Annotated in this window: 26 protein-coding genes and 2 pseudogenes; 5 read left to right on the top strand and 23 right to left on the bottom strand. The window is 45.4% G+C overall.

Features of this window, described 5'->3' with window-relative positions; translation table 11 throughout:
- The first annotated feature begins 24 nt into the window (after positions 1-24).
- The 3 genes and pseudogenes from IEW48_RS11465 to IEW48_RS11455 all read left to right on the top strand — a co-directional run.
- Positions 25-1,326 carry a BaiN/RdsA family NAD(P)/FAD-dependent oxidoreductase gene (locus IEW48_RS11465; RefSeq protein WP_188623877.1) on the top strand — a complete coding sequence of 434 codons (1,302 nt, stop codon included), beginning with the start codon at positions 25-27 and terminating at the stop codon, positions 1,324-1,326.
- A gap of 186 nt (positions 1,327-1,512) precedes the next feature.
- Positions 1,513-2,319, top strand: coding sequence for an HAD family hydrolase (locus IEW48_RS11460; RefSeq protein WP_188623876.1), 807 nt, complete (start codon positions 1,513-1,515; stop codon positions 2,317-2,319).
- 140 nt (positions 2,320-2,459) lie between these two features.
- A pseudogene (locus IEW48_RS11455) lies at positions 2,460-2,717 on the top strand (superoxide dismutase family protein); the annotation flags it as partial.
- A gap of 24 nt (positions 2,718-2,741) precedes the next feature.
- Here the strand turns inward: IEW48_RS11455 and IEW48_RS11450 are convergent.
- Positions 2,742-3,173, bottom strand: coding sequence for a VOC family protein (locus IEW48_RS11450; protein WP_188623875.1), 432 nt, complete (start codon positions 3,171-3,173; stop codon positions 2,742-2,744).
- A gap of 136 nt (positions 3,174-3,309) precedes the next feature.
- Between IEW48_RS11450 and IEW48_RS11445 the strand changes: the two genes are divergently transcribed.
- Complete coding sequence (locus IEW48_RS11445; RefSeq protein WP_188623874.1) at positions 3,310-4,083, top strand: kinetochore Spc7 family protein; 774 nt, start codon at positions 3,310-3,312, stop codon at positions 4,081-4,083.
- A gap of 303 nt (positions 4,084-4,386) precedes the next feature.
- Here IEW48_RS11445 and IEW48_RS17445 read toward each other — a convergent pair whose 3' ends face one another.
- From IEW48_RS17445 to IEW48_RS17650, 4 genes are all read right to left on the bottom strand, one after another.
- Positions 4,387-4,521 carry a hypothetical protein gene (locus IEW48_RS17445; protein WP_268236566.1) on the bottom strand — a complete coding sequence of 45 codons (135 nt, stop codon included), beginning with the start codon at positions 4,519-4,521 and terminating at the stop codon, positions 4,387-4,389.
- 25 nt (positions 4,522-4,546) lie between these two features.
- Complete coding sequence (locus tag IEW48_RS11440; RefSeq protein ID WP_188623873.1) at positions 4,547-4,840, bottom strand: VOC family protein; 294 nt, start codon at positions 4,838-4,840, stop codon at positions 4,547-4,549.
- 67 nt (positions 4,841-4,907) lie between these two features.
- Positions 4,908-5,231 (bottom strand): DUF1294 domain-containing protein, encoded by a 324-nt coding sequence (locus tag IEW48_RS11435; protein ID WP_188623872.1) that lies wholly within the window; start codon positions 5,229-5,231, stop codon positions 4,908-4,910.
- Complete coding sequence (locus tag IEW48_RS17650) at positions 5,189-5,287, bottom strand: SH3 domain-containing protein (protein WP_371874869.1); 99 nt, start codon at positions 5,285-5,287, stop codon at positions 5,189-5,191. The genes IEW48_RS11435 and IEW48_RS17650 overlap by 43 nt, the downstream gene beginning before the upstream one ends.
- A 129-nt stretch (positions 5,288-5,416) precedes the next feature.
- On the opposite strand from IEW48_RS17650, the gene IEW48_RS11425 reads away from it, so the two are divergent.
- Positions 5,417-6,607: an ATP-binding protein gene (locus tag IEW48_RS11425; RefSeq protein ID WP_229704025.1), complete on the top strand. Its 1,191-nt coding sequence runs from the start codon at positions 5,417-5,419 to the stop codon at positions 6,605-6,607.
- Here IEW48_RS11425 and IEW48_RS11420 read toward each other — a convergent pair.
- The 18 genes and pseudogenes from IEW48_RS11420 to IEW48_RS11335 form a co-directional block, all read right to left on the bottom strand.
- Positions 6,517-6,897: a DUF4387 domain-containing protein gene (locus IEW48_RS11420; RefSeq protein ID WP_188623870.1), complete on the bottom strand. Its 381-nt coding sequence runs from the start codon at positions 6,895-6,897 to the stop codon at positions 6,517-6,519. The genes IEW48_RS11425 and IEW48_RS11420 overlap by 91 nt on opposite strands.
- A 1-nt stretch (position 6,898) precedes the next feature.
- Positions 6,899-8,257, bottom strand: a complete 1,359-nt coding sequence (locus tag IEW48_RS11415) for an acyclic terpene utilization AtuA family protein (RefSeq protein WP_188623869.1) — start codon at positions 8,255-8,257, stop codon at positions 6,899-6,901.
- 110 nt (positions 8,258-8,367) lie between these two features.
- Positions 8,368-8,631, bottom strand: coding sequence for a tripartite tricarboxylate transporter permease (locus IEW48_RS11410; protein ID WP_371874867.1), 264 nt, complete (start codon positions 8,629-8,631; stop codon positions 8,368-8,370).
- Between the two features lie 104 nt (positions 8,632-8,735).
- Positions 8,736-9,764, bottom strand: a complete 1,029-nt coding sequence (locus IEW48_RS11405) for an RNA-guided endonuclease TnpB family protein (protein WP_188623868.1) — start codon at positions 9,762-9,764, stop codon at positions 8,736-8,738.
- A gap of 123 nt (positions 9,765-9,887) precedes the next feature.
- A pseudogene (locus tag IEW48_RS17100) lies at positions 9,888-10,166 on the bottom strand (tripartite tricarboxylate transporter permease); the annotation flags it as partial.
- Positions 10,167-10,594: 428 nt separating this feature from the next.
- Positions 10,595-12,538: a heavy metal translocating P-type ATPase gene (locus tag IEW48_RS11395; RefSeq protein ID WP_188623866.1), complete on the bottom strand. Its 1,944-nt coding sequence runs from the start codon at positions 12,536-12,538 to the stop codon at positions 10,595-10,597.
- 268 nt (positions 12,539-12,806) lie between these two features.
- Positions 12,807-13,721, bottom strand: coding sequence for an alpha/beta hydrolase (locus tag IEW48_RS11390; protein WP_188623865.1), 915 nt, complete (start codon positions 13,719-13,721; stop codon positions 12,807-12,809).
- 142 nt (positions 13,722-13,863) lie between these two features.
- Positions 13,864-14,136 (bottom strand): hypothetical protein, encoded by a 273-nt coding sequence (locus IEW48_RS11385; RefSeq protein ID WP_188623864.1) that lies wholly within the window; start codon positions 14,134-14,136, stop codon positions 13,864-13,866.
- A gap of 198 nt (positions 14,137-14,334) precedes the next feature.
- Positions 14,335-14,544, bottom strand: coding sequence for a hypothetical protein (locus tag IEW48_RS11380; RefSeq protein WP_188623863.1), 210 nt, complete (start codon positions 14,542-14,544; stop codon positions 14,335-14,337).
- 96 nt (positions 14,545-14,640) lie between these two features.
- Positions 14,641-14,907 (bottom strand): hypothetical protein, encoded by a 267-nt coding sequence (locus IEW48_RS11375; RefSeq protein ID WP_188623862.1) that lies wholly within the window; start codon positions 14,905-14,907, stop codon positions 14,641-14,643.
- Positions 14,900-15,232: a hypothetical protein gene (locus IEW48_RS11370; RefSeq protein ID WP_188623861.1), complete on the bottom strand. Its 333-nt coding sequence runs from the start codon at positions 15,230-15,232 to the stop codon at positions 14,900-14,902. The genes IEW48_RS11375 and IEW48_RS11370 overlap by 8 nt, the downstream gene beginning before the upstream one ends.
- Positions 15,233-15,394: 162 nt before the next feature.
- On the bottom strand, positions 15,395-16,528 hold the full coding sequence (gene menC / locus IEW48_RS11365) for an o-succinylbenzoate synthase (RefSeq protein WP_188623860.1): 1,134 nt from the start codon (positions 16,526-16,528) through the stop codon (positions 15,395-15,397).
- A 37-nt stretch (positions 16,529-16,565) separates the two neighbouring features.
- Positions 16,566-17,441 (bottom strand): GNAT family N-acetyltransferase, encoded by an 876-nt coding sequence (locus tag IEW48_RS11360; protein WP_188623859.1) that lies wholly within the window; start codon positions 17,439-17,441, stop codon positions 16,566-16,568.
- On the bottom strand, positions 17,442-18,581 hold the full coding sequence (locus tag IEW48_RS11355) for a M20 peptidase aminoacylase family protein (RefSeq protein WP_188623858.1): 1,140 nt from the start codon (positions 18,579-18,581) through the stop codon (positions 17,442-17,444).
- A 15-nt stretch (positions 18,582-18,596) separates the two neighbouring features.
- Positions 18,597-19,457: a MurR/RpiR family transcriptional regulator gene (locus IEW48_RS11350; RefSeq protein ID WP_188623857.1), complete on the bottom strand. Its 861-nt coding sequence runs from the start codon at positions 19,455-19,457 to the stop codon at positions 18,597-18,599.
- 266 nt (positions 19,458-19,723) lie between these two features.
- Positions 19,724-19,990: an HPr family phosphocarrier protein gene (locus IEW48_RS11345; RefSeq protein ID WP_188623856.1), complete on the bottom strand. Its 267-nt coding sequence runs from the start codon at positions 19,988-19,990 to the stop codon at positions 19,724-19,726.
- A 53-nt stretch (positions 19,991-20,043) separates the two neighbouring features.
- Positions 20,044-20,733: an LrgB family protein gene (locus IEW48_RS11340; protein ID WP_188623855.1), complete on the bottom strand. Its 690-nt coding sequence runs from the start codon at positions 20,731-20,733 to the stop codon at positions 20,044-20,046.
- Between the two features lies 1 nt (position 20,734).
- Positions 20,735-21,157 (bottom strand): CidA/LrgA family protein, encoded by a 423-nt coding sequence (locus IEW48_RS11335; RefSeq protein ID WP_188623854.1) that lies wholly within the window; start codon positions 21,155-21,157, stop codon positions 20,735-20,737.
- Between the last annotated feature and the right edge of the window lie 430 nt (positions 21,158-21,587).

Below are 21,587 nucleotides of genomic sequence, written 5' to 3'. Positions count from 1 at the left end.
AATAAGACAAAAAGGAGCACAGCAATGACCTACGACGTGATTGTTATTGGGGGAGGCCCCTCTGGTCTGATGGCCAGCATTGCCGCCAGCCAAGAAGGAGCTAAAGTTTTACTGGTGGACAAAGGAGATAAGTTGGGACGCAAGCTGGCCATTTCCGGAGGCGGCCGGTGCAATGTAACCAATGCAGGTGATATTGAGGAGATCATCAGAAACATTCCCGGCAATGGCCGCTTTCTTTACAGTTGTTTGACCAGGTTCAACAACCGGGACATTATTCGCTTTTTTGAGGGATTAGGGATTAAGTTGAAAGAGGAAGACCGGGGACGGATGTTTCCCGTATCAGATAAGGCGAAAGATGTGGTTAATGCCTTGCTCCGCCAAGTGCGCAAACAAGGAGTAGAGATTCGGGTCCATGCACCCGTCAAGCGGGTTCTGTATCGAGGGAAACAAGGGAAACACGTTAAAGGTATTGAATTGAAAAATGGTGAAATCATCACAGCCGCTGCTGTCATTATTGCCACCGGTGGCAAATCAGTGCCACATACCGGTTCAACAGGGGACGGCTACGCCTGGGCTAAAGATGCCGGCCACACCATAACAGACCTTTATCCTACTGAAGTGCCAATAACATCAGCGGAGCCTTTTATCCGCACCAAAGAATTGCAGGGCCTGTCTTTGCGCGACATTACCCTTACTGTGTGGGATTCCAAAGGCAAAAAAGTGGTGGAACATGAAGGGGACATGATTTTCACCCACTTTGGCTTATCCGGACCTGCAGCCCTGCGCTGCAGCCAGTTTGTCGTAAAATTATTGAAGAAAAAAACCACCGCCGCCGTCCTCCTGACCATTGACCTGTTTCCGGACAAAACCGTTGACAGGATTCAAAAAGAGATTCTAGAACTGGCTAAAAAACAGCCGAAGAAAACAATCAAAAACGTATTAAAAGGGTATCTCCCTGAGCGCATGATCCCCCTTCTGCTTCAAAAAGCAGATCTTAAACAGGACTTGACTTATGCCCATTTGCCCAAAAAGAAACTCACAGAGTTAGCCCAGATGATCAAACGGTTTCCCGTGCAAGTGAACGGTACTCTCTCTATCGAGAAAGCTTTTGTGACCGGTGGAGGCGTCCATCTGAAAGAGGTAGATCCCAAAACTATGCAGTCCAAGCTTGTGAACGGACTGTTCTTTTGCGGGGAAATACTGGACATTCACGGCTACACCGGGGGATACAATATTACGGCTGCTTTTACCACAGGGTATAATGCCGGATTGAACGCAGCCCGGGTGAGCCAGCGGGATGTTTCCCAGGTTGTCCAACCATCTTAAAGTCAATTAAAAACTATTAAATCCCCCGCTATTTCCCTTTTAATCATCAGCTTCCAGTTTGTCCAGGATAGGGTACACCGCTTCCACGCCCTTTTCCGCCACCAGACAGGCAATGCTTTTGTTATACTAATTTCAACCTTTTGATTTGATAGACCTACCATTCTGTACGGGGTGAGGAGAGACACCATGCTGAAAGCGATTTTTTTCGATTTAGACGACACATTATTGTGGGACGCCAAATGCGTGCAGGAAGCCTTTGAGGCCACTTGTCAGGAAGCTGCTGAAAAATACGGGATTAATCCAAAAGAATTAGAAGAGGCTGTGCGGAAAGAGGCCCGCCAGCTTTACGCCTCCTATGAAACATATCCGTTCACTCAAATGATTGGCATTAACCCTTTTGAGGGATTGTGGGGGGATTTCAGAGAAGGAGAACTGGAGGGCTTTAAAAAGCTGCGTACAATTGCCCCTGCCTACCGGAAGCAAGCTTGGACGTCCGGCTTAAAAGCGCTGGGTATCGATGATCCTGACTATGGCCACTATCTGGCAGAACGCTTTCGAGCTGAACGGCGCAAACGTTCTATCGTTTATGATGAAACATTTGAGGTGCTGGATGAACTCAAAGAAAATTACAGATTACTGCTTTTAACCAACGGCTCACCTGACTTGCAACGGGAGAAACTTTCCACCCTTCCCGACCTGACACCATACTTTGAACATATAGTCATTTCCGGTGACTTTGGTAAAGGAAAGCCTGATCCGTCTATCTTTGAACATGCGCTGAACTTGATGGCTCTAGTTCCTGATGAAGCCATCATGGTAGGTGATAACTTGATGACAGATATCCTCGGTTCCTCACGGGCAGGCATGAAAAATGTGTGGATCAACAGGAATGGAAAACCCTCTCATCCGGAAGTGATTCCAGACTTTGAGATCAAAAGTTTAACCGAATTGCCCCCGTTGCTTCAAAGGTTGTCACGTGAAAAACATGATTAAAGAAGCCCGATGATATCTAAAAAGAATTTGGAAGCTTAAAAAGCAGCTGTCAAAAGAGGATAGCTGCTTTTCTATTTGTAATCTATCCATGAACTTAACACCAACCATAGTGACTATCATGGATATGTGAGTGATCCTATGGCCCCCATGGATTCCACATCCATGAATTTGGAACATGTGAAATCGGAAATCCTAAGGATCCATTCCAAGATGCAGGTGAACACTGGAATCCAACCCGAAATCCGCATGGTAATCATGCCGGTGACTTTCCCGTATTGTTTTTCAATAACGGGTATGCGAAAATGTGTTTCTTTACGAACAAATTCAAAGTGCCTCAAGTCATAGGTAAGTCCGTTATTATCCATCAAAATCCAGATGATTATCGTACCCAACTTTAGGTGCTAAGCTTTTCTAGTTCAGGTTCATGTTAATTCTTCCAGTTCCTCTTTTGGAGCAACTAATTCAACTTTGATCCGGTCTGGGTCCTCAAAAAAGACGGCATAGTGATCTTGACCACCAGCGTAAGGATGCCGGTCCTGATACAAAATGGGAACCTCTCTGCTCCTAAGTTCTTCTGTTATAATATCCACCTGTGTTTTTGATCGAGCATAAAAAGCAATATGATTGAGCCCAGTCCCCTGGCGGTGGTAAGGCGCATCCAGAAAACGTTCTTCGGTTTGGACAAAAACAAGATAAGTATCCCCGAGTTTCCAACTGACACCCTGATCCCACTCTTGATATTTCGTATATCCCAGCGTTTCAAGAAACCAACCCCAAAACTGAACTGACCGTTCCAGGTTGGAGACATTGATCTCAACATGGTGCAGTGTACCTGCCTGTGGATGACCGCCCATCTCCAATAACCACCTTTCCTTTTCGTTCTCCTCAAAAATCCTTCACCTCAATTTTCCAAAGGCTAACGTTCCCCCGCAACCATGCATAGACTTATTTATATAATGATTGATCAAGGTTAAGATAGGAGTGACATTTATGTCCATTTTCTTAAATCAGAAAGTCACACCCAAACTGTATGTCACACACTCAGAGATAAAGCATTCATCTAACCAAAAAGAATATCGTGTAAGCGAAATGTCCGTTTTTATAAAAAATCAACAAGAAGTGAACGCCCAGTTGACAAGTGTAATTGACAAGGTTAATCAACTTGTCGAAGCGTCACAATTGGAGCAAAGCAACAACTTTGCCACCTTACTTACCCGCATGGAACAGCAAGAAAACGTGACCAAACAATTGTTACAAAATATGGAAGACCAACCTGCTGCAATGATGGCTGAACAGTTAGAACAATTAACGAAATCCTTTGAACACCTGAAAAAAGATATCGAAACTGCAAGTTTCGTCAATCAAGCCATAATGGACCAATTAACATTTCAAAATAAAACGATTCGTCACCTGTCAAGAAAGTTAAAAGAGTACGAAACGTTATATCAATATTTACTTGACCAGCAACATAAACAAGGAGAAATAAACAAAGAAATTTCAGAAAGATTGGCCCTACAGGAAGCTTTCCATGAAACGATTAGGAAAAAGTTGGATGAGCAAAAAGCACAAACCCAAAAAATATCAAGCCAAGTGGAGTATCTTAAAGCAACCTTATCTGAATATGTGAACCATATTATGGACAAAATCGGGAACGTCTACACTCTCATTTCTAACAACCTGTCTGGTAGCAACTTGGCCCATTTAGGTCTCATTAAAAACAACGAACAGGAGAAAAAAGAAAAAGAAACGCTGACACAAAAATAGCAAGAGACGGCAGGTGGTTTGGTTTGATCAGTAAATCAATACACTGCTTCTTTTGTCAATAATCTTTCCACATTGTCAAAGTTATGGCTGTTCGTGGCTTCAATATATGCTTTTAACGCTTGCTGATAGCCATCCATTGTTCTCTCCTCCAATATAACTGATAGTTCTGTTTTGCCCTATCGAATCTGAACAGGAATCAAAATCTTAAACTCCGGCTTACCACTAAGGATTTTATCTAGCTCGTACACCTCATGTTTAATAGGCAATGGATCATGGTAAACACGCCCAGGTTCAGTGTAAGGCTTATAACCTCTCTTGCATTTTTCTGATGACGGAACGGATCTCTCCTTGTGCCGCTTGCTCAAATGTCCCTTGCCACTTAAGACCAACGGCAGCGTAAGCAGGCAAGTTAACAATTTCAAGATTTAAATCAGTCATTTTAACATCTCCATTCCCATTAAATTTAATCTTTAATCTCAATCCGGTTGCCTTCCGGATCAATGATGACTCCAATTGTACCCCAATCAAATTTTATAACCTCTACGTGAACCTCTCGTTCTCTAAGTTCCTGGACCGTTTGCTCAAAATCATGGACATTAAGCCGTAACACAGTAGGGTTTTGCGCACGTGTTTTTTCCCCTGAAGACGCAACACCTCCCTTCTCAATCATCAGGTAACTGCCGCCAAATTCAAGAATGGATAAGGATTCCCCCTTTTTACGTAATGGTAAGCCAAGTTTTTGTGTGTAAAATGCCAAGGCTTCCTCATAATTTTCACAAAAAGTATAATCCCCGTTTCCCTCAACTCCATGATTTATACACCTCCTAACGCTGCAAATATAAAATCGCCCCAACAAGGCATCCTGCGTTCAAGACCACTAGAAACGGTATCCCTATTTTAAACCTTAATTTTTGAGTTTTATGACGGAAGTGCCGCATTCCAACATAAATACCAGCAGCACCACCAGCAAGAGCGATCTGAAATATCAATTTCTCTGAAATGCGCCAATGGCTGCTTTGAGCAGCCCTTTTATCCCGCCACATGATGATATAGCCAATTAGATTGATCATTGCAAAATATAATAGAATCCAAAGGTACATATCACTCAGCCCTCTGAGATATTTTTTAAGCAGGAAGACGGGATCCATCCCGCTTCATTATCCCTTACTCTTTTACACCAAATCCAGCCATTCAGCTCTCTCATGCCTTCCACTTCTTCTCCTGGCTGAACCGTTAATTCTTTAGCCGTATACTTCTCCTTAACGACAGCATAGTATTGATCTCCAGTTTGCTGTTAATCGTGATGTTCCTTGTCGGGGGCATATTCTTATCCATGTTAGAATCCATTTTGGAACAGCAGATAGGTGAAACAGCTTTAAATGTGGCCAAAACAGTGGCCACCATGCCCACAGTCATTGAGGCTTTTAAGCACCCCAATCCATCTCAAATACTTCAACCCCTTGCTGAGGAAATCAGACAAAAAACCGGAGCCAGCTTCGTTGTGATCGGTAATAAGGATGGCATTCGCTACTCCCATCCCATACCTGAAAGAATTGGTCAATCGATGGTTGGCGGTGACAATCCCCCTGTATTGGAAGAAAGAAAAGCATATATTTCCAAGGCAACAGGATCTTTAGGGCCATCGATCAGAGGCAAAGTTCCTATTTTTGACGAAAACGGTAGTATTATTGGTGTGGTTTCGGTTGGCTTTTTGATTAACCAAATAGATGAAACGATTCATGCTTACCAAAAGAAAGCACTGCTCTTCATCAGTGGCAGCCTCCTTATTGGCATCATTGGTTCCTCATACATTGCGAATGGGATTAAAAAATCCATTCTTAACCTGGAACCTGACGAAATCGCCAGTCTGTTCCAGGAACGAAATGCTATTTTGGAATCGATCAGGGAAGGGATTATAGCCATTAATGAAAATGGACACATCACCTTGGCCAATCAGGCAGCGTGTAAGCTGATCGGAACTTCCTCAGCTGATGACCTCATTGGCAAACATATCCGTGAAGTTCTTCCCCAATCCCGTCTTCCTGAGGTACTGAAAACTGGAAAAAGTGAGTATGACGATGAATTTATCATCGGCCAGGAAGGGGTGATAGTTAACCGTGTGCCAATCTTTCACGGAAATAAAATTGTGGGAGCTGTTTCTTCTTTCCGCAAAAAGAAACTGGTTACCATCTTAGGCAATTTGATAGACAATGCTTTTGAAGCAGTGTTAGAAAACAACAAACCGGAAAAAAAGGTCACCTTGTTTATGACTGATCTTGGCCATGATTTAATTTTTGAGATAGTGGACAACGGAAAAGGAATCCCAGACCCGCTGCTGGATTCCATTTTTAAGAAAGGCATAAGCACAAAAAAACAAGAGGGACGGGGGATCGGGTTATATCTGGTGCACAAAGCTGTTCAATCGTTGAACGGCTATGTCACGGTTACCCCTGGCCAAGAAGGGGGCGCAAAAAAATCAGGAATCTCTATCGTGAGCAATGGAACATGCTGCTGTGCTCCGTAAGTATCCCTCTCCCCTGCTGAACCGGATGGATGATGACGCCGTAAGGTAACTTTAATTCCCAGGGCTTGGTCAAAATATTCCAGACAAACCACGTCCTCTGCCCTCGCAGAATACAGTTGACAGATAGAGCTGCGGGTCAACACGCCACTCTCTTTGACCCGCCGGTAATAGCAGGCATTGTCAAAGAGAATGTCAAACGTAATTTCAAAGGGCCCCGCATTTTTGCTGCGGATCACGGCAGCCAGTTCGGCCAGCGTTTTCTTCTCCTTTTGACGGATCTCCTGACCCATTTTACTCACCTCTCAGCTCAACATATTTAACTGGAAAAAGGGAGAGCGGATCATCAATGGTCACGGCATGATAAACTGAAAATGAGAAAACCGGGCCGGCTGAAAATTCAGGCGGTGCAAAAGGAAGTGCCAAATTTCCGGCAGTGGACACTCTTCCCTTATAGTCAAAATGCATGAGTAGTGAACGGGTGTAAGCACAAATACTGTCGGCCATCTCCTGAGTTCCCGCCACAACTTCGGCAACAAGCCCTACTTCATGGCCAAGAGCTTCTCGCTCCGGCTCCCATGCTCCCATCACCCCGTCTCGCCCATAAACCTTAAAAAACATCTGAAAGGATGTCTGGTCAAAATAGGAACGAACCTCGTCTTGAACTTGGGCAAGCACTTCATCTAACTGTTGAAGTAAATAAGGATCCCTGATACCACAAATTAATACGGTTCGAAATCCATCTTGTCTGACCCCCTCCACTTTAACGGTATATGACTCTGATGGGATAAAGCGGCTTCCCGATACTTTCACAGTCCGTTCATCGACCTGTTCAAAACGGCACTCTGACAGGTCAAGCATCCCACCAGGCCCGTGAAGGTAGTACGGATGAGATTTTTCATACATGGTATGAGCCGCGACCGATTGGGCGGTACATTTTCGCTCAGGATTTAATGGCTGGACCAAGAAATGGCCGTCGCGGAGAATGCCCAACATTCCGTCTTTGGCCGTTCCCGGTGTGGCGGCCAATGCTCCGCACTCCAGAATTTTGCCCAAATGGAAGGCCAGACCTGGATCCATACCGTTTAATATGGGCAGTGCTGCACTCATCACCGGATCGTATGTTCTTCCACCGATAATGATATCAGGTTTTTCCTTCAATGCTTCCAGATAAGGTTCCACACCCATCTGAGCCACCAAAGCCGTTGTTTCCTTGATACTCTCTGCTGACAAAGGCGGAGCAGAATCTACAGGATCGACTTTTCCTTCCTGCCAGCGTTGATACAGCCACTGTTTATTTATATCTGCATAAATAGTGGCTACCTTAAGCCTAAGGCCTTGCTCCTTGGCAATTTCCTTAACAATATCCAGCAGCCAGTCCACTCTTTTCCCGGCGCCGGACCCTCCGGCAGAGCCAATGATCAAAGGGATGTGCCTTTCCTTCGCGGCAAGAATTAATGGCTGCAGATCTTTTTTAGTAGCATAGCGGCTCACTCCCCCCATGCCCAGCCCCAGACGATGGGGGCCCCCGTCTGTGGAACCGGCATCAACCGCAATCATATCAGGGGAGGCTTGTAATCCTTCTTCAAAGGATGAAGAGGGATAGCCATAGCCCAGCATCCCCTGGGGGGAAAGGATCCTTATTTCTTTCATTATACTTTCACCCCTTCCTGTTCGGATTTATTGTGACCTTTCTTGCGGATAAGCGGAAAAATCAAGGAGATGAGGGCCACTGCAAAAAGGGTAACAGAAACAGGGCTGGATCAGAAAATGGACAAACTGCCATTCGAGATGGTCAATGCCTGACGGAATGATTGTTCCATTATGCCTCCCAAAATAAAGGCCAGAATAAAAGGCGCAGCGGGAAATGAGAACAGGCGCATCAAAAAACCTAACACTCCGAATGCAATTAACAGATAGAGATCGAATGTATTAAAGCGGACCCCGTACACCCCCACCAGACAAAAAATAATAATCAAAGAGATTAACATGGGCCTGGGAATATACAATACCCGGGCATTGAACACTCCCACCACCTACACTTCGCTTAGAGGTGGGGGATTCCTGGGAACAACAGCCTACCGGCTGTTTATTGACCAGGCTATCCCCGTGTGTCCCACGGTTCAGTTGGCTAGGAAGCCAACAAGCGTAGGCCTTCCTGCAAAATATTCTTGGCGGCATTGATGTCCCGATCGTGATGTGTACCACACAATGGACACGTCCATTCCCGCAAGCCGAGTTTTTTTACTTCTTTATGGCGATAGTTACAAACAGAACATGTCTGGCTGGAAGGGAAGGTCTTGTCCACCCGTACCACGGTTCGTCCGTACCATCTGGCTTTATATTCCAGCATGGTGCAAAACGTTGACCACGACACATCAGCAATGCTTTTGGCCAAACGATGGTTCTTCTGCATGTTCTGCACAGATAAGTCCTCCAGGCAGATCACTTGGTTTTCGCGAATCAGCCTTGTGGACAGTTTGTGCTGAAAATCCTTGCGGCAATTAGCCACCTTTTCATGCAGACGGGCCACTTTAAGACGGGCTTTGTGCCAGTTGGAGCCGCCATTCTTCCGGCGGGAAAGTTTCCGTTGCCAGCGAATGAGTTTTGCCTCATACTTTTTCAAATACTTGGGATTGGGAATGACTTCCCCTGTGGAAAGGGTTGCAAAATCTTTGACACCGAGATCAACGCCTACCTTGCTGTCACAGGCAGGCAACAGTTGNATACGTCCTTCCACATCACGGGACTTGGCAAATTTCACCCAACCCAGTTTGGGCAGACGAATCCGGTTGCCTTGGATGGCAATGGAGCCGTTGTTGTTTTTGGAGGTATAGGATTGTACCGGGTTTTTACGACTTTTAAACCGGGGATAGCCTTTCTTTTCCCGGAAGAACCGTTTGAATGCGTCATCCAAGTGCCGTAACTCTGTTTGCAAGGCTGTGGCATCCGGTTCCTTCAGCCAATCCAATTCCGTTTTGAGTTGTGTGAGCAGGGATGAACAGGCGTTGTACCCCAATGTTTTCCTTTCCGTTTCATACACTTCCTTTCGTTTGGCCAAGAAGTGATTGAACACAAAACGGCAACAGCCAAACGTCTTATGGATCAGGGTTTGCTGTTTTTGGTTAGGATACAGGCGAAAGCGATAGGCTTTCTGCATAGATTTTCCCTCCTAACCTTAATCTTATCACTTCCAGTTCATAGAGGGAATATATGTTTGTACCCGATTCATCCCCCACTTACACTTCGTTGAGAAGTGGAGGTCTTCTCGGAAATTGATGATAAAAGAAGCAATCGTCGCTCCAGCGCCAGGCAGAACTCCAAGGATAAAGCCCAGCACGGCGGCAATTAAAGCCTTGGTCGTTGAACCTTCAGATAAGCTGGCAATGGCAGTCAACCCCAAGAGCATGAGGGCAAAATATTCACTTGGGCCGAAAGCGGTGGCCACATCAGCCATGATAGGTGCTACCAACATCAGTGCCACAATACTAAATGTACCACCGCAAAAGGAAGCGATGGCAGCAATAGCCAGAGCTTTGCCATCCTGCCCCTGTTTGGCCACCGTGCGGGCCGTGGTGTCCCATCCGCCTCCTGGTCCGGCGGGAGCCACAATCTCAATGGGTTTTTCAGGCTTCCAATCTTCTGCTGTTTCACTTTGATTCCCTTCTACGTTCTGAGGTGTGCTGTCAGCGGGTTCATTTCCCCCGCAGGCAGTTAAAGACAACAGAAAAACAAGCGATAAAATCAAAAACCAGTCACTTTTTTTCTCCTTCCTCATTTGTATCCCCCTTTTGTTAACGTTTTCACCAACAGTATAAGGGGCAATTAAGCGAGAGTTAAGATTAGTCAAATAAATAAAATAAAGTTTTTTATATACGTTTTGTTCATTTTGTTCACATAAGTATATGTTTTACACGGCTGTAAAAAAAACTGCCTTGACGCTAGCAAGGCAGTTTTTTTAAAAGACTGTGCGAACTTTCAATCCCTTCCTTAAGATCCTGTCCCTTTTAACAGACGCAAGCCGTTCAATATCACCAGCAACGTGCTGCCTTCGTGTCCGATAACACCGTACGGAAGGGTGAGGACCTGGAAAGCGTTGGCCAGCACCAGCAGGATAATCACACTGACGGAAAAAACAATATTCTGCTTAATGATGCGGTTCATGCGCCGGGCCAGTTCAACCGTATGGGCTAATTGGAGAAGGTTATTTTTAACCAGGACAATGTCTCCGGTCTCTATGGCCACATCGCTGCCCGCTCCCATGGTGATCCCGACCGATGCCGCAGCTAAGGCAGGCGCATCATTAATCCCGTCACCCACCATGGCTACCTGTTTTCCTTCTGGACCCCGCAGCCGGTGAATGTGCCTCACTTTATCTTCCGGCAAGCATTGAGCATAAAAGTGCCTGATCCCAACTTCTTGAGCAATCTTTTGAGCTGTATCATACGTATCTCCGGTAATCAAGACGGGTTCAATACCCAGTTTCTTGAAACGTGCAACAGCGCGCTTGGCCTCTTCCCTGACTGTATCTTTCAAAGCTATAACACCGATAACCTCTTCTCCGCAAGCCACATAAACGACAGTTTTTCTTTCCTGCTCAAGCTTGTGAGCAATGCCGTTTTGAAAGGCATATCCCTTGTCTTTACCGACAAAATCCAATTTACCTATCTTCCATTCATGCCCTTCAATCTGAGCCTTCACTCCATGTCCAGGCACGTTTTCCACATATTCCGGCTGGAAAAGGGATATTCCCTTGTCTTTGACATAACGGGTAATGGCATCTGCCAAAGGGTGGGAAGAGACCTGCTCCACCGACCCAACCGTTCTTAAAAACTGTTCAATATCCATGCCATCACACACATAAACGTCGGTGACGACTGGTTCTCCCTGGGTAATCGTCCCTGTTTTATCTAAACAGATCGCCTGAAGATTGGCCAGCGTTTCCAAATGAACACCGCTTTTGAGCAGCACTCCCCGGCGGGCACTGTTGGATATAGCTGACAACATAGCTGGGCTGATCGAAGCCACAATTGCACAGGGAGAAGCAACAACTAGGAGGACAATAGCCCGGTAAATAGTCTCCGTCCATGACCAGCCAAAAAGATAATGGGGCAGGAACATCATGAGCAGCACCACAGCCAGCACCACTTTGACATAAATGGTTTCAAAACGCTCAATAAATTGCTGGCCGGGGGACTTTTTGTTTTGGGCATCCTGAACCAGCTTAACGATTTTTTGAAAAACGGTATCGTGCGCTTCTTTCTGCACACAAACCACCAAAGTGCCCGGTCCGTTCATGGTGCCCGTAAACACCTCATCACCTGATCCTTTTTCCACTGGAATGGACTCCCCAGTTAAAATGGACTCATCAATCGTGGTTTGCCCTTTGACAATTTGACCATCTACCGGAATGCGTTCCCCAGGCTTTACCAGGATGTGTTGGCCAATTTGCAATTGTTCAACATGAACTTTCCGGAGAGCATCCCCCTCGACCAGGGTGGCTTCTTCAGGCTGCAGCGTCATTAGGGCCGTTATCTCTTTGTGACTTTTATTGACGGCATATGTTTCCAGTGCCCCACTGAGGGCAAAGATGAAGATCAGGATCGCTCCTTCTGCCCAGTGCCCGATTAAAGCCGCACCTAAAGCAGCCAGCACCATCAGCAAATTGACCGTCACTTTTCTCTCTTTAAATAACTGCATCAATCCTTCTTTGCCCTGTACATATCCTCCAATGAGATAGGCGGTTAAGTAGAGCAATACAGAGACATGCTCTTGGTCAACACGGGACAGCAGCCAGGCCAGCACAAGAAGCAATCCGCTGCCCAAGGCAGCAATGAGTTGCCCGTTCCGTTTGAAGAATGGGTACGATAACCACTTAACTTCCGAAACACTTGCCGCGTTCGTCTCTTTTTGTTGGGACAGAGGTACGGACATATCCTATCCTTCCTTTCTACCATTCACTTATTGATAAAAAATTTTCTTGGTTAAAAAAGAGAGTGAGAAAGAAAATCAAGCTCATAGTGGCCCTTTAAATGACAAAAGCTGCCATTTCGAATGGCAGCGCGTCAGTTTAGTAAAGTAAGTCAAGTGTTGATTAACTTTTTTATAATCATTATCACATTATAATTATTATTTTATGTTTGCTATTTATTATATGCCAAAAGGAAAGATTGTGCAAATGTTTTTTCACCATAATCTCTCATTACTCATTTTGAAATGCTTCTTGGAAAAAGTGGACCACTCTGGTTTTGTATTCTTCAGGATAGACGTTGTACGTCCGTACATGTCCTGCGCCCTCAGCAATCCACAGCTGGACATCATCCGGATGACCATTGGCATAAATGGCTTCACTGTTTGAAAGGGGAATGGCCTCATCCCCGGTGCCATGGATTAAGAGAACGGGTACCTCAATCTCTTGAATGGCCTGTTGTGGACTGACCTCAGCCGGGTCAATGCCTATCAGGCGGGGGAGTATGCCCAAAATAACTGGTGTGAAGGGAAAATCGGGCAGCCCTGACCAGTGGGACAAATTTTCTCCTAGATATGCCTTCAAATCACGAAACGGTGAATTGGCAACAACAGCTTCAATTAATGGCTCTTCTGCTGCTGCTTGCAAAGCGGTCGAAGCACCCATTGAAAATCCAATTACACCCAAAGGCAAGTCCAAATAGCGTGCTTTCATGGATTGCACGACAGAAATAAGATCATCCTTTTCATATAAGCCTACAGTCGTCATGTTCCCTTCTGATTCCCCAGAATTGCGGAAGTCAAACATAACGACATGAAAGCCACTCTCCACCAGGTCACGGGCCAGGGCCAGGGCTGGCAACGGCTTTTCTAACCGGTTGCCACTGTATCCATGGGCAAACACGAGCACCCCTTGAGCTGGTCCAGGTGTTTCCATGATCCATCCCTTAAGCCTTATTCCATCCAACAAGCTCTCAACTTCAAATTCCTCAAATGTTAAGCCATAATCTTCCGGCCATTCATCCAAAGGTTTCTTTTCCGGATGAACCAGTTGCCAGCCCACATACATAGAAATGCCTACAATGATTAATAAGGCCAACACAACAACGCCAACGCTTCCCCACAGCAGCCATCTTCTTTTTCTGCCCATACTTTCTCCCCTATGACTTTTTATTATTTCGCTTTGACCGTCGAGAAAATATCCGCTTCTATGCGAAGTAAACCGCTTTCATCTATGAGTAAAGAAAAAAGACCATATTCGACCTGGTCTTTTTAAGGAACATACACCCCGTTCATTTTGCCCTTTTGAGCCTCAGGATTTCCAACTTGTTTTCATGGTTCTCTCTGACCAGAATCTCAAGGCTAGCCTCAATGGCGTCAAACCTCTCATCCATTCTTTTTTCTAAACTATCCATTCTTGTTTCTAAACTTTCAATTCTGGTTTCTAAACTATCAATTCTTGTTTCTAAACTATCCATTCTCTTTTCTAGACCATCAACCTTGTGGTGAAGCGATTTCATTCCCGCCGACAACTCCCTTAGGGCTTGTAAAATTTCCTTTTCCATCATTCAATCTCCTTTTCACCAGTTTAGTAATTTTCACCAGTTTAGTAAAAGGCGACAAACTTGGATGACTGACGATCGTAACCATTTTATCTAACAACAAGTTTATCATACAGACTGTTCAAAGTATAGAAAGGAGGAGACAAAGATACGGAGCCCTGTCTCCCCCTAAAATAGGAAGGTGGTTTGCTTCTGAAATGTCTATGACCCTGCTTCTTCCTTCTTTTCTTGAGTCCACAGTTCTTTCTTCCATTCTGGATTAACAATACGGATGATTTCAATGATTAATAAGGGATTTGGATAGACAGCGATCATGCAGTAAGCCATTAAGGTGTATACTTTAGCAATAAGGTCAATAATGCCCACTTGAGCTAAAACAACTGAACCGACCAAAGCACCAACGGCAATCAACGCATGGCATTAATCCTGTTAATAAAGGCTGTATCATTCCCGTTGCGGTCTCAATCAAGGTCCATCCCACAACCTCCCCCCAAACAGGACAACAACTCAGTTTCCAAATCCTTCTAGCATCACAAGCCAAGGCATCCGGGCTCCTAACACTTCTTCATTTGGATAAAAGCCCAGAATCGTAAAATATGTTAAAAACCAAGGAAATGTCATTAAAACTCCGGCAATCACTCCGGACCAGAGCGAATGTTTTCTTGACTCTAGCCGTTTGACCGTAAACAACGCTGCAGGATACACCGCCAGATTGTAGCCGACGTATAATATACCCGTCCAGATGACCAGCCCGATTCCAACGTCTTCAGGCAACAAACTGGTGTCTCCTGTGGCCAGCATTCGTCTGGCCTCTCCCCAAGTCGATGAAATAACAAGAATGCTGAAAATGATGTAGCCGCTCATTAAACCTTGCAATGAGCTTCTCACCATAAAAATTAAGCACGTCTACTAAAAGGGTACTGCCAATAATACCCACCCAGGGATTAAAACCCATGGTATAATTTAAAATTTCCCCAGTTGCAGCCGCCATAACCGCAATGATCAGCACCGCTAGGGCAAGATAGACGATATCATAGGCCACCCATAACTTGCCCACCAATTGTTTCAGCAAAGAACGATAGTCATAAGCCTGAAACATCCTTGCAACTAAACCTAAAACATCCTTGCAACCTCAGTTGTTAAAAGTCAGTTAATTTACATTGTAGGCACGGATGTATCCTCAGGATACATCCGTTCTGCACCGGGTCAATCAAAACCACCCTACATCAGGTTATGGGCTTTATTGAATGAAAATTGAACCTTACTTTGATAATGACCGCTTATACGTTTTAGTTTCCACCGTATACTTTTCCAATTGTCCACGGTCCACTTCATAGCCAATGCCTGGCTTGTCAGGCACCTTGATCGTGCCATTGTGAACCGTGACTTCTGGCTCAATAATATCCTGCTGCCAATACCGGGACGAAGCAGCCGTATCTCCGGGAAGGACAAATTGGCTTAATGTGGTCAAAGCAATGTTATGGGCCCGGCCAATTCCGGCTTCCAGCATGCCTCCGCACCACAGGGGGACATGTTTGGCCTGGCAGTAATCATGGATTTTTTTGGCTTCCGTTAAGCCGCCAACCCGGCCAATTTTAACGTTAATAATTTTACAGCTGCCCAGTTCGATGGCCTTTTTGGCATCTTCAAGGGAATGGATGCTCTCATCTAGGCAAATGGGTGTTTCAAGCTGGGCCTGCAGCCTGGCGTGATCCACAATATCATCATGGGCCAAAGGCTGTTCAATCATCATCAGGTTAAATTCATCCAATGCTTTTAAGTGTTCAGCATCGTCCAAACGGTAGGCCGAGTTGGCATCCGCCATCAGCAAAATATTGGGAAAGTGGCGGCGGATCTCCCGTATCACCTCCACATCCCAACCGGGCTTGATTTTCACTTTGATTCGTTTGTAACCTTCTTGAACATAACGGTCTATTTGTTTCAGCAAATCCTGCACCGTCTCCTGTATCCCCAGGCTGATCCCCACCTCAATCTCTTGTTTTTCACCCCCCAGTGCATGTGCTAAGGGCAGCTGCTGTTTTTTGGCGTACAGATCCCAAACCGCTCCTTCCAAGGCTGCTTTAGCCATGTTGTTACGCCGGATGGGGGCAAAGCGCTCGGAAACTTCGTCGGGATGGCGAACCGGTTTTCCCAATAACAGGGGAATTAAGAAATCCTCTAGCATGTGTTCGTTTGTCTTGACCGTTTCCTCATTGTACCAGGGAGAGGTAAAGGCGACCGATTCTCCCCACCCGCTTTCTCCTTCCTCATCCTGCACCTCAATCACAAAAAATTCTTTTTCAGAAATGGTGCCAAAGCTGGTGGTAAAAGGTGCATTTAAGGCCATCCTTAAGCGATAGAGCGTTACACTGTGAATGTTGATTTCATGTGTCATTGAGCAACCACCTTCTTTCTATGCTTGGAACGTCATGCTACAATGCTAAACGATGTTGAGGCACAAACAGATAATAATGCACACCCTGATCCGTTTTAAGCAACCGTACCGCCACGTAGCCTAATGCCAGCATATGGGTAATAATCTTGCGGGTTTTGAGGCGCCAATCCAAGGCTAAAGCATGGTCCTGTTTCTTTAGCGTTTGAAAATTGTCCGGGATCGGCAGCCAATATCCCTGTGGAGAGAATCGTTCGTGAAGTTTGCCGCCTTCCTCGTTGATTACCATGTCTGTGATCTTTTCCAAGGAAATATGGTCACTCAGTTGAGGAAGCTGACCAGATTTTAGCTGGTAATGGACTAAAACGTTATTGTCCTGTAAGGGAAACTGATCAATCCAGGACGAAGCCGAATGAACATGTTCACTGGTGATGTGCCAATGGACTTGGAAACGGTCGCTGGGCAGCCCCTTATTTAAGGCATCATTCATTTCTCCGTAACAGTTCTCAATATACTCTGCCCCGATTCCCCGCAGTTTGGACAGGTTAAGATAAGCATTTAAACTTTCTAAGGGATCATATGTCCATTTGATCAGGGAATAACCTTGCTTGAAGGCTAGTTCTTTTTGCTTCTGTTTAAGCAACTCCCCTATTCCCCGCCCCCGATATGCTTTAGCAATGCCCATCATATGGGAACAGAGATACACCTGCCCGTTTTGAAACCCGGCAAACCCATAGTTAAAGCCAACCAGTTTGTCGCCATCAAAGGCACCAAGCACCAATCCGCCATTTTTCACCGCTGTTAATGTTTGATGAACGGGAACAGGGTCTATCTGCCATACGTCCCTTTCCAATTCCTGAACCTGCTCCAACTCTTCAATGGTGGTCAGAGGCTTAATGGTGATGGGCCCAGCCACTCATGATCCTCCTTTCACTTTATCAAAGGCTAAACAGACGGCCCTGGTCAAGATTTCCACCCCGTCCAGCAACGCTTCCCGGTCAAAGGTCATGTGAGGATGGTGCAGTCCCGGCTTTAAATCACAACCCAAACCTAGCATCGTTGCTTTCAAATGGGGTTTTTTAATGGTATAAAAATGAAAATCTTCCCCGCCCGTGGTCACAATGGGCGGAACCAGATGCTCTGCGCCTAAGGTTTGGGTGATGGCTTCGGCCATTATTGCTTCTGCTTCAGGATCCACTTCTGCCGCTGCAGTGCGCGCGCCATGTTCAAGCTCAATCTGGACCCCATGGAGCTGGCCCAACTTCTCCACTGCTTTTTCCACCCGCCCCGCCAATTCATCCATGGCCTTGTTTGTTTGTGCCCTTAGATCCAAACTGAACTGGGCACTGCCCGGAATAATATTGGCACTTTCCCCTCCGGCTGTAAAACGGGTCATTTTAACCGAATAGGGGATCATGGGGTCTAAATGAATGCCTTTTAAGATGTGGACCAGCTCTACCCCAATTTCAATGGCATTGGTGCCTAAGTGAGGCCTGGCCCCATGGGCATCTGTACCTTTGATTTCACCTGAGATAAACTGGGCGGCACCGTGCAGAATGGCAGGTGCAGCTTTACCTTTCCCTAGTTCTTGCACAGGTCTTAAGTGTACGCTGAACAGGTAGTCCACATCATCGACGACCCCCTTTTCGACCATTTTCAAAGCGCCTGTTCCTTTTTCTTCAGCTGGCTGGAAAATGAATTTGACCGTACCTGATGGTTGAAAGTCAAGCTTACGGAGCGCCAGACACACACCCAAGACGATGGTCATGTGCCCATCGTGGCCACAAGAATGATTCGCTTGCCATACACCATCCACTTCCTGCCATAAAGCATCCATATCAGCCCGGACGGCCACCACCGGTTTCCCTTTCCCCATTTCAGACACCACACCTGTACAGTCGTCAAAGGTGGTGACCCGGCAACCATATCGCCGCAAATAATCGGCAATATATCTGGTGGTTTCAACCTCGTGCCAGCTCACCTCCGGATGCTGGTGCAAGTGGTTGAAGATGGCCAGCAGCTCTTCACGCAAACCATGCACTGTACGTTTCACCATGGATCGTCCCCTCTCTCAAGAAAAATGTTCTTCCTGGAAAAAGGAATCAAGTTGATGGGCCTCATATGTTGCTTTGCGCTGTTCAAAACGTTCCCGGTCCTGGATCGTGATGCCGGCAATGATCGCGTTCAACACCGCCATGACTGACGGGGCCGCATCAATGGTGGACTTAACCGGAATGGAGACAGGGACAACGAGGTCTGCATATCGGGTAACTGGCGCCACTTCCGAATCGGTAATACCAATGACAAACACCTCTTTTTCTTTTAAGACCTGAGCCAGCTTAATGGTCTCCCGGGCATAACGGTGGAAGGATATGGCCACATATGTGCTTCTCTCATTCATCTGCGACAAAAGCAGCAACAGGTCATCACTTCCCGGCTGATACAACCTGGCATTGCCCCGGACAAGGTTTAGAGTAAAGACAAGCCAGTGGGCCATGGCAAAGGATGAGCGCATCCCTGCCACCAAGACTTGATCGGTTTCGATCAACCTCTGTACCGCCTGATGGAGATCCCCTTCCCGCAACTGACTGATCACGCTGTGAATATGACCTTGATGCTGTTTCAACACATTGATATAGAAATGGGTGTTGTCAGCCAATTTTTCTTTTTCCGCTTGAAATTCATGCAAGCTGCTTGGCACATTCATCAGGTGTTCTCTGACTTCCTGTTGCAGTTCACTAAAGCCGCTGTAACCCAGAGCGTAACAAAAACGGATGACAGTGGCGTCACTCACCCCAATCTCCTTGGCCACCTTGCCAGCAGCTTGCATGGCAAACGAGTGGGGATTGTCCAACAGGTGCTTGGCTACTTTTTTCAGCCCTGCCGATAAGTTATGAAAGTTTTCCTGGATTTTTTGTTTGTACTTAACCATCAGCCAGCTCCTAACTGTATAGGAGTATGAAACAAAACCCTAATATGTTAGGAAATGTTCGCTGCATTTTTTAGTGTTATGTAGTGTTTACAACATGGTATCATTGATTTATAATTTTGGTCAAGTTTAAAATTGAAATACAATTTATTCGCCCAGCTGTTTAATACGTGTAGACAAAAAAACGGCGCAGTCCACAGTGGTGCTTACGCCTTTCAAGTGTAGCTATAAGGGAGAGGATTTTATCAGTATAGGCTAAGGGGTTCACATTACATGGCCGATTGATTGGTCGTATTTGACAAGAAATATTCTAATGTATCAACCGCTTCCTTGGCATCCTTTCCAAACGCAATAATTTCGTATTTTCCTTCTATTGTGGGCAAAACTGACAGTGCCAAAATGCTTTTGGCATTCACTTCGAAAGTCTCTTTTTTGATCACAATGTAACTGGCGAAACGGTTAGCGATTGAAGACAGTTGAATTAATTGTTGATAGTTTAGTTTTTTCACGGGATAAATCTCTGTGACCACTTCCATTTTCATTCACCTCCTGGGAATGATTGGCATGTAGGTGATAAAAATCAACATGATTAAACAATATGCACAAGAAGCGGAAATATTAAACACAACAAGATCGCTGACGCCGTCATGCCCACGCTGCCCATGGCTCCTGCCTCTTCTCCCCATTTCATGGCCTTAGTGGCGCCCAAGACTTGAGCTGATGCTCCTAAGGCTAATCCCTTGGCAAGATTACTTTTAATGCCGCATAGCGATAATAATTTTGGGCCGCAAGTGATAGAAAATAATGCGGAGGTTAAAACAAATAAAGCAGTGAATGATGTAACACCACCTAATGCTTGAGACAATGACAGGGCGACAGGAATTGTGACAGACTTAGGAATAAGAGAGGTTAACAAGTGGTCATTCAGGTGAATCGTCTTGGCCAAGATTACTGCGGAAGCTATACCAACCCCATGGCCTAAAGAAATACTCAATACAATCTGGTTAAGATTCTTTCGAAGCAGTTGCCATTGCTTATAAAGGGGAATGGCCAGGGCAACAGTAGCGGTATTTAAAAAGAAAGTAAAAACGCGTGTCCCTTCAGCAAACATGTGGTAGTCGATCTTCAACACAGATAGTAGCACTACCATAAACAATGTGGCCGTGAATAGGGGATTGAGAAATGTTCTATTCAGCTGGCGAAACAACCTAAGTCCCAGAACATAACTTACACTCGTCATTAATGTGATCGTTAATGTTTGGAAAGCAAGGGTTCCCAATTTATCTCCTCCTCTTCCACTTATCAGCTAATTCAACCGTGTACGCCGTTCCTAGCAACACACACACACTGCTAATCATGATCACCAACAACACCGTAATCCCCTGCCTTAGAAATACATCTGCAAAGTACATGATCCCCACAATGGGTGGTATAAAGAACAAGGTCATATGTTTCAGGTGCAGATCAGCTGCTTGTTCCACCCACTCCAGTTTCATCATTCCTGACCAAAGTGCCAGAAAAAGAAGCAGCATTCCCACCATACTTCCTGGCAGAGGGAGTTTAAAAATATGCACCACCAAAGTGCCCAACACGTACACGCCAACAATCAGCACAAACTGATAAATCACCCGGAGGATCACCATCATCTCCTTTAATAACCATGAACGAATGAGTAAATGTAATGTTTCGGTTATCTTTAGCATAAAAGAATTTTGCTAAAAAGTCTCAAATCTCGTAATAAAAGTTTACATCATATTTAAATGACACCATCCTAAGATCAAGTTATGTTATATAATCTTACAAAAAGTGTTTAAAACAGGTTTAGGCAAGCTAAGTATAAAGAGCCACTCCCTCAACGGAGTGGCTCCTCATGCTTTAGTTAAGTCCATATAATTGTGTAAAAAGGGAAATAGAAAAAGAGCCATGTTGCTTCCCCTTTGGTAGAATAAACAGTGGACCAAAAACACCAAACATAAGGAGGAATGCAACCATGGCTCAATATCATATCGGATTAACCCCCTAAATTTGGACATAATCACAACTTTTTAAGTTATTTCTCAAAAATGCTCTTTGTTTCGTCTTTTTGTAGTATAGCCTGTCCGTCCATTTCATCAAGGGTAAAGGCTTACGCCC

The sequence above is a fragment of the Caldalkalibacillus thermarum genome (assembly GCF_014644735.1).
GTDB lineage: Bacteria > Bacillota > Bacilli > Caldalkalibacillales > Caldalkalibacillaceae > Caldalkalibacillus > Caldalkalibacillus thermarum.
The sequence above is the reverse complement of the archived record's forward strand: the minus strand, read 5'-3'. Positions and strand labels throughout refer to the sequence as shown.

Coding starts and splice junctions, on each gene's coding strand:
- IEW48_RS11350 (WP_188623857.1), bottom strand. CDS start 19,457: ATGGTTAAGTACAAACAAAAAATCCAGGAAAACTTTCATAACTTATCG.
- IEW48_RS11385 (WP_188623864.1), bottom strand. CDS start 14,136: ATGGAAAAGGAAATTTTACAAGCCCTAAGGGAGTTGTCGGCGGGAATG.
- IEW48_RS11450 (WP_188623875.1), bottom strand. CDS start 3,173: ATGGGCGGTCATCCACAGGCAGGTACACTGCACCATGTTGAGATCAAT.
- IEW48_RS11420 (WP_188623870.1), bottom strand. CDS start 6,897: ATGGGTCAGGAGATCCGTCAAAAGGAGAAGAAAACGCTGGCCGAACTG.
- IEW48_RS11345 (WP_188623856.1), bottom strand. CDS start 19,990: ATGGAAGTGGTCACAGAGATTTATCCCGTGAAAAAACTAAACTATCAA.
- IEW48_RS11435 (WP_188623872.1), bottom strand. CDS start 5,231: ATGGATCCCGTCTTCCTGCTTAAAAAATATCTCAGAGGGCTGAGTGAT.
- IEW48_RS11465 (WP_188623877.1), top strand. CDS start 25: ATGACCTACGACGTGATTGTTATTGGGGGAGGCCCCTCTGGTCTGATG.
- IEW48_RS11445 (WP_188623874.1), top strand. CDS start 3,310: ATGTCCATTTTCTTAAATCAGAAAGTCACACCCAAACTGTATGTCACA.
- IEW48_RS17650 (WP_371874869.1), bottom strand. CDS start 5,287: ATGAGAGAGCTGAATGGCTGGATTTGGTGTAAAAGAGTAAGGGATAAT.
- IEW48_RS11415 (WP_188623869.1), bottom strand. CDS start 8,257: ATGAAAGAAATAAGGATCCTTTCCCCCCAGGGGATGCTGGGCTATGGC.
- menC (WP_188623860.1), bottom strand. CDS start 16,528: ATGACACATGAAATCAACATTCACAGTGTAACGCTCTATCGCTTAAGG.
- IEW48_RS11335 (WP_188623854.1), bottom strand. CDS start 21,157: ATGCTAAAGATAACCGAAACATTACATTTACTCATTCGTTCATGGTTA.
- IEW48_RS11425 (WP_229704025.1), top strand. CDS start 5,417: ATGTTAGAATCCATTTTGGAACAGCAGATAGGTGAAACAGCTTTAAAT.
- IEW48_RS17445 (WP_268236566.1), bottom strand. CDS start 4,521: ATGACTGATTTAAATCTTGAAATTGTTAACTTGCCTGCTTACGCTGCC.
- IEW48_RS11460 (WP_188623876.1), top strand. CDS start 1,513: ATGCTGAAAGCGATTTTTTTCGATTTAGACGACACATTATTGTGGGAC.
- IEW48_RS11370 (WP_188623861.1), bottom strand. CDS start 15,232: ATGTTTCAGGCTTATGACTATCGTTCTTTGCTGAAACAATTGGTGGGC.
- IEW48_RS11355 (WP_188623858.1), bottom strand. CDS start 18,581: ATGGTGAAACGTACAGTGCATGGTTTGCGTGAAGAGCTGCTGGCCATC.
- IEW48_RS11395 (WP_188623866.1), bottom strand. CDS start 12,538: ATGTCCGTACCTCTGTCCCAACAAAAAGAGACGAACGCGGCAAGTGTT.
- IEW48_RS11390 (WP_188623865.1), bottom strand. CDS start 13,721: ATGGGCAGAAAAAGAAGATGGCTGCTGTGGGGAAGCGTTGGCGTTGTT.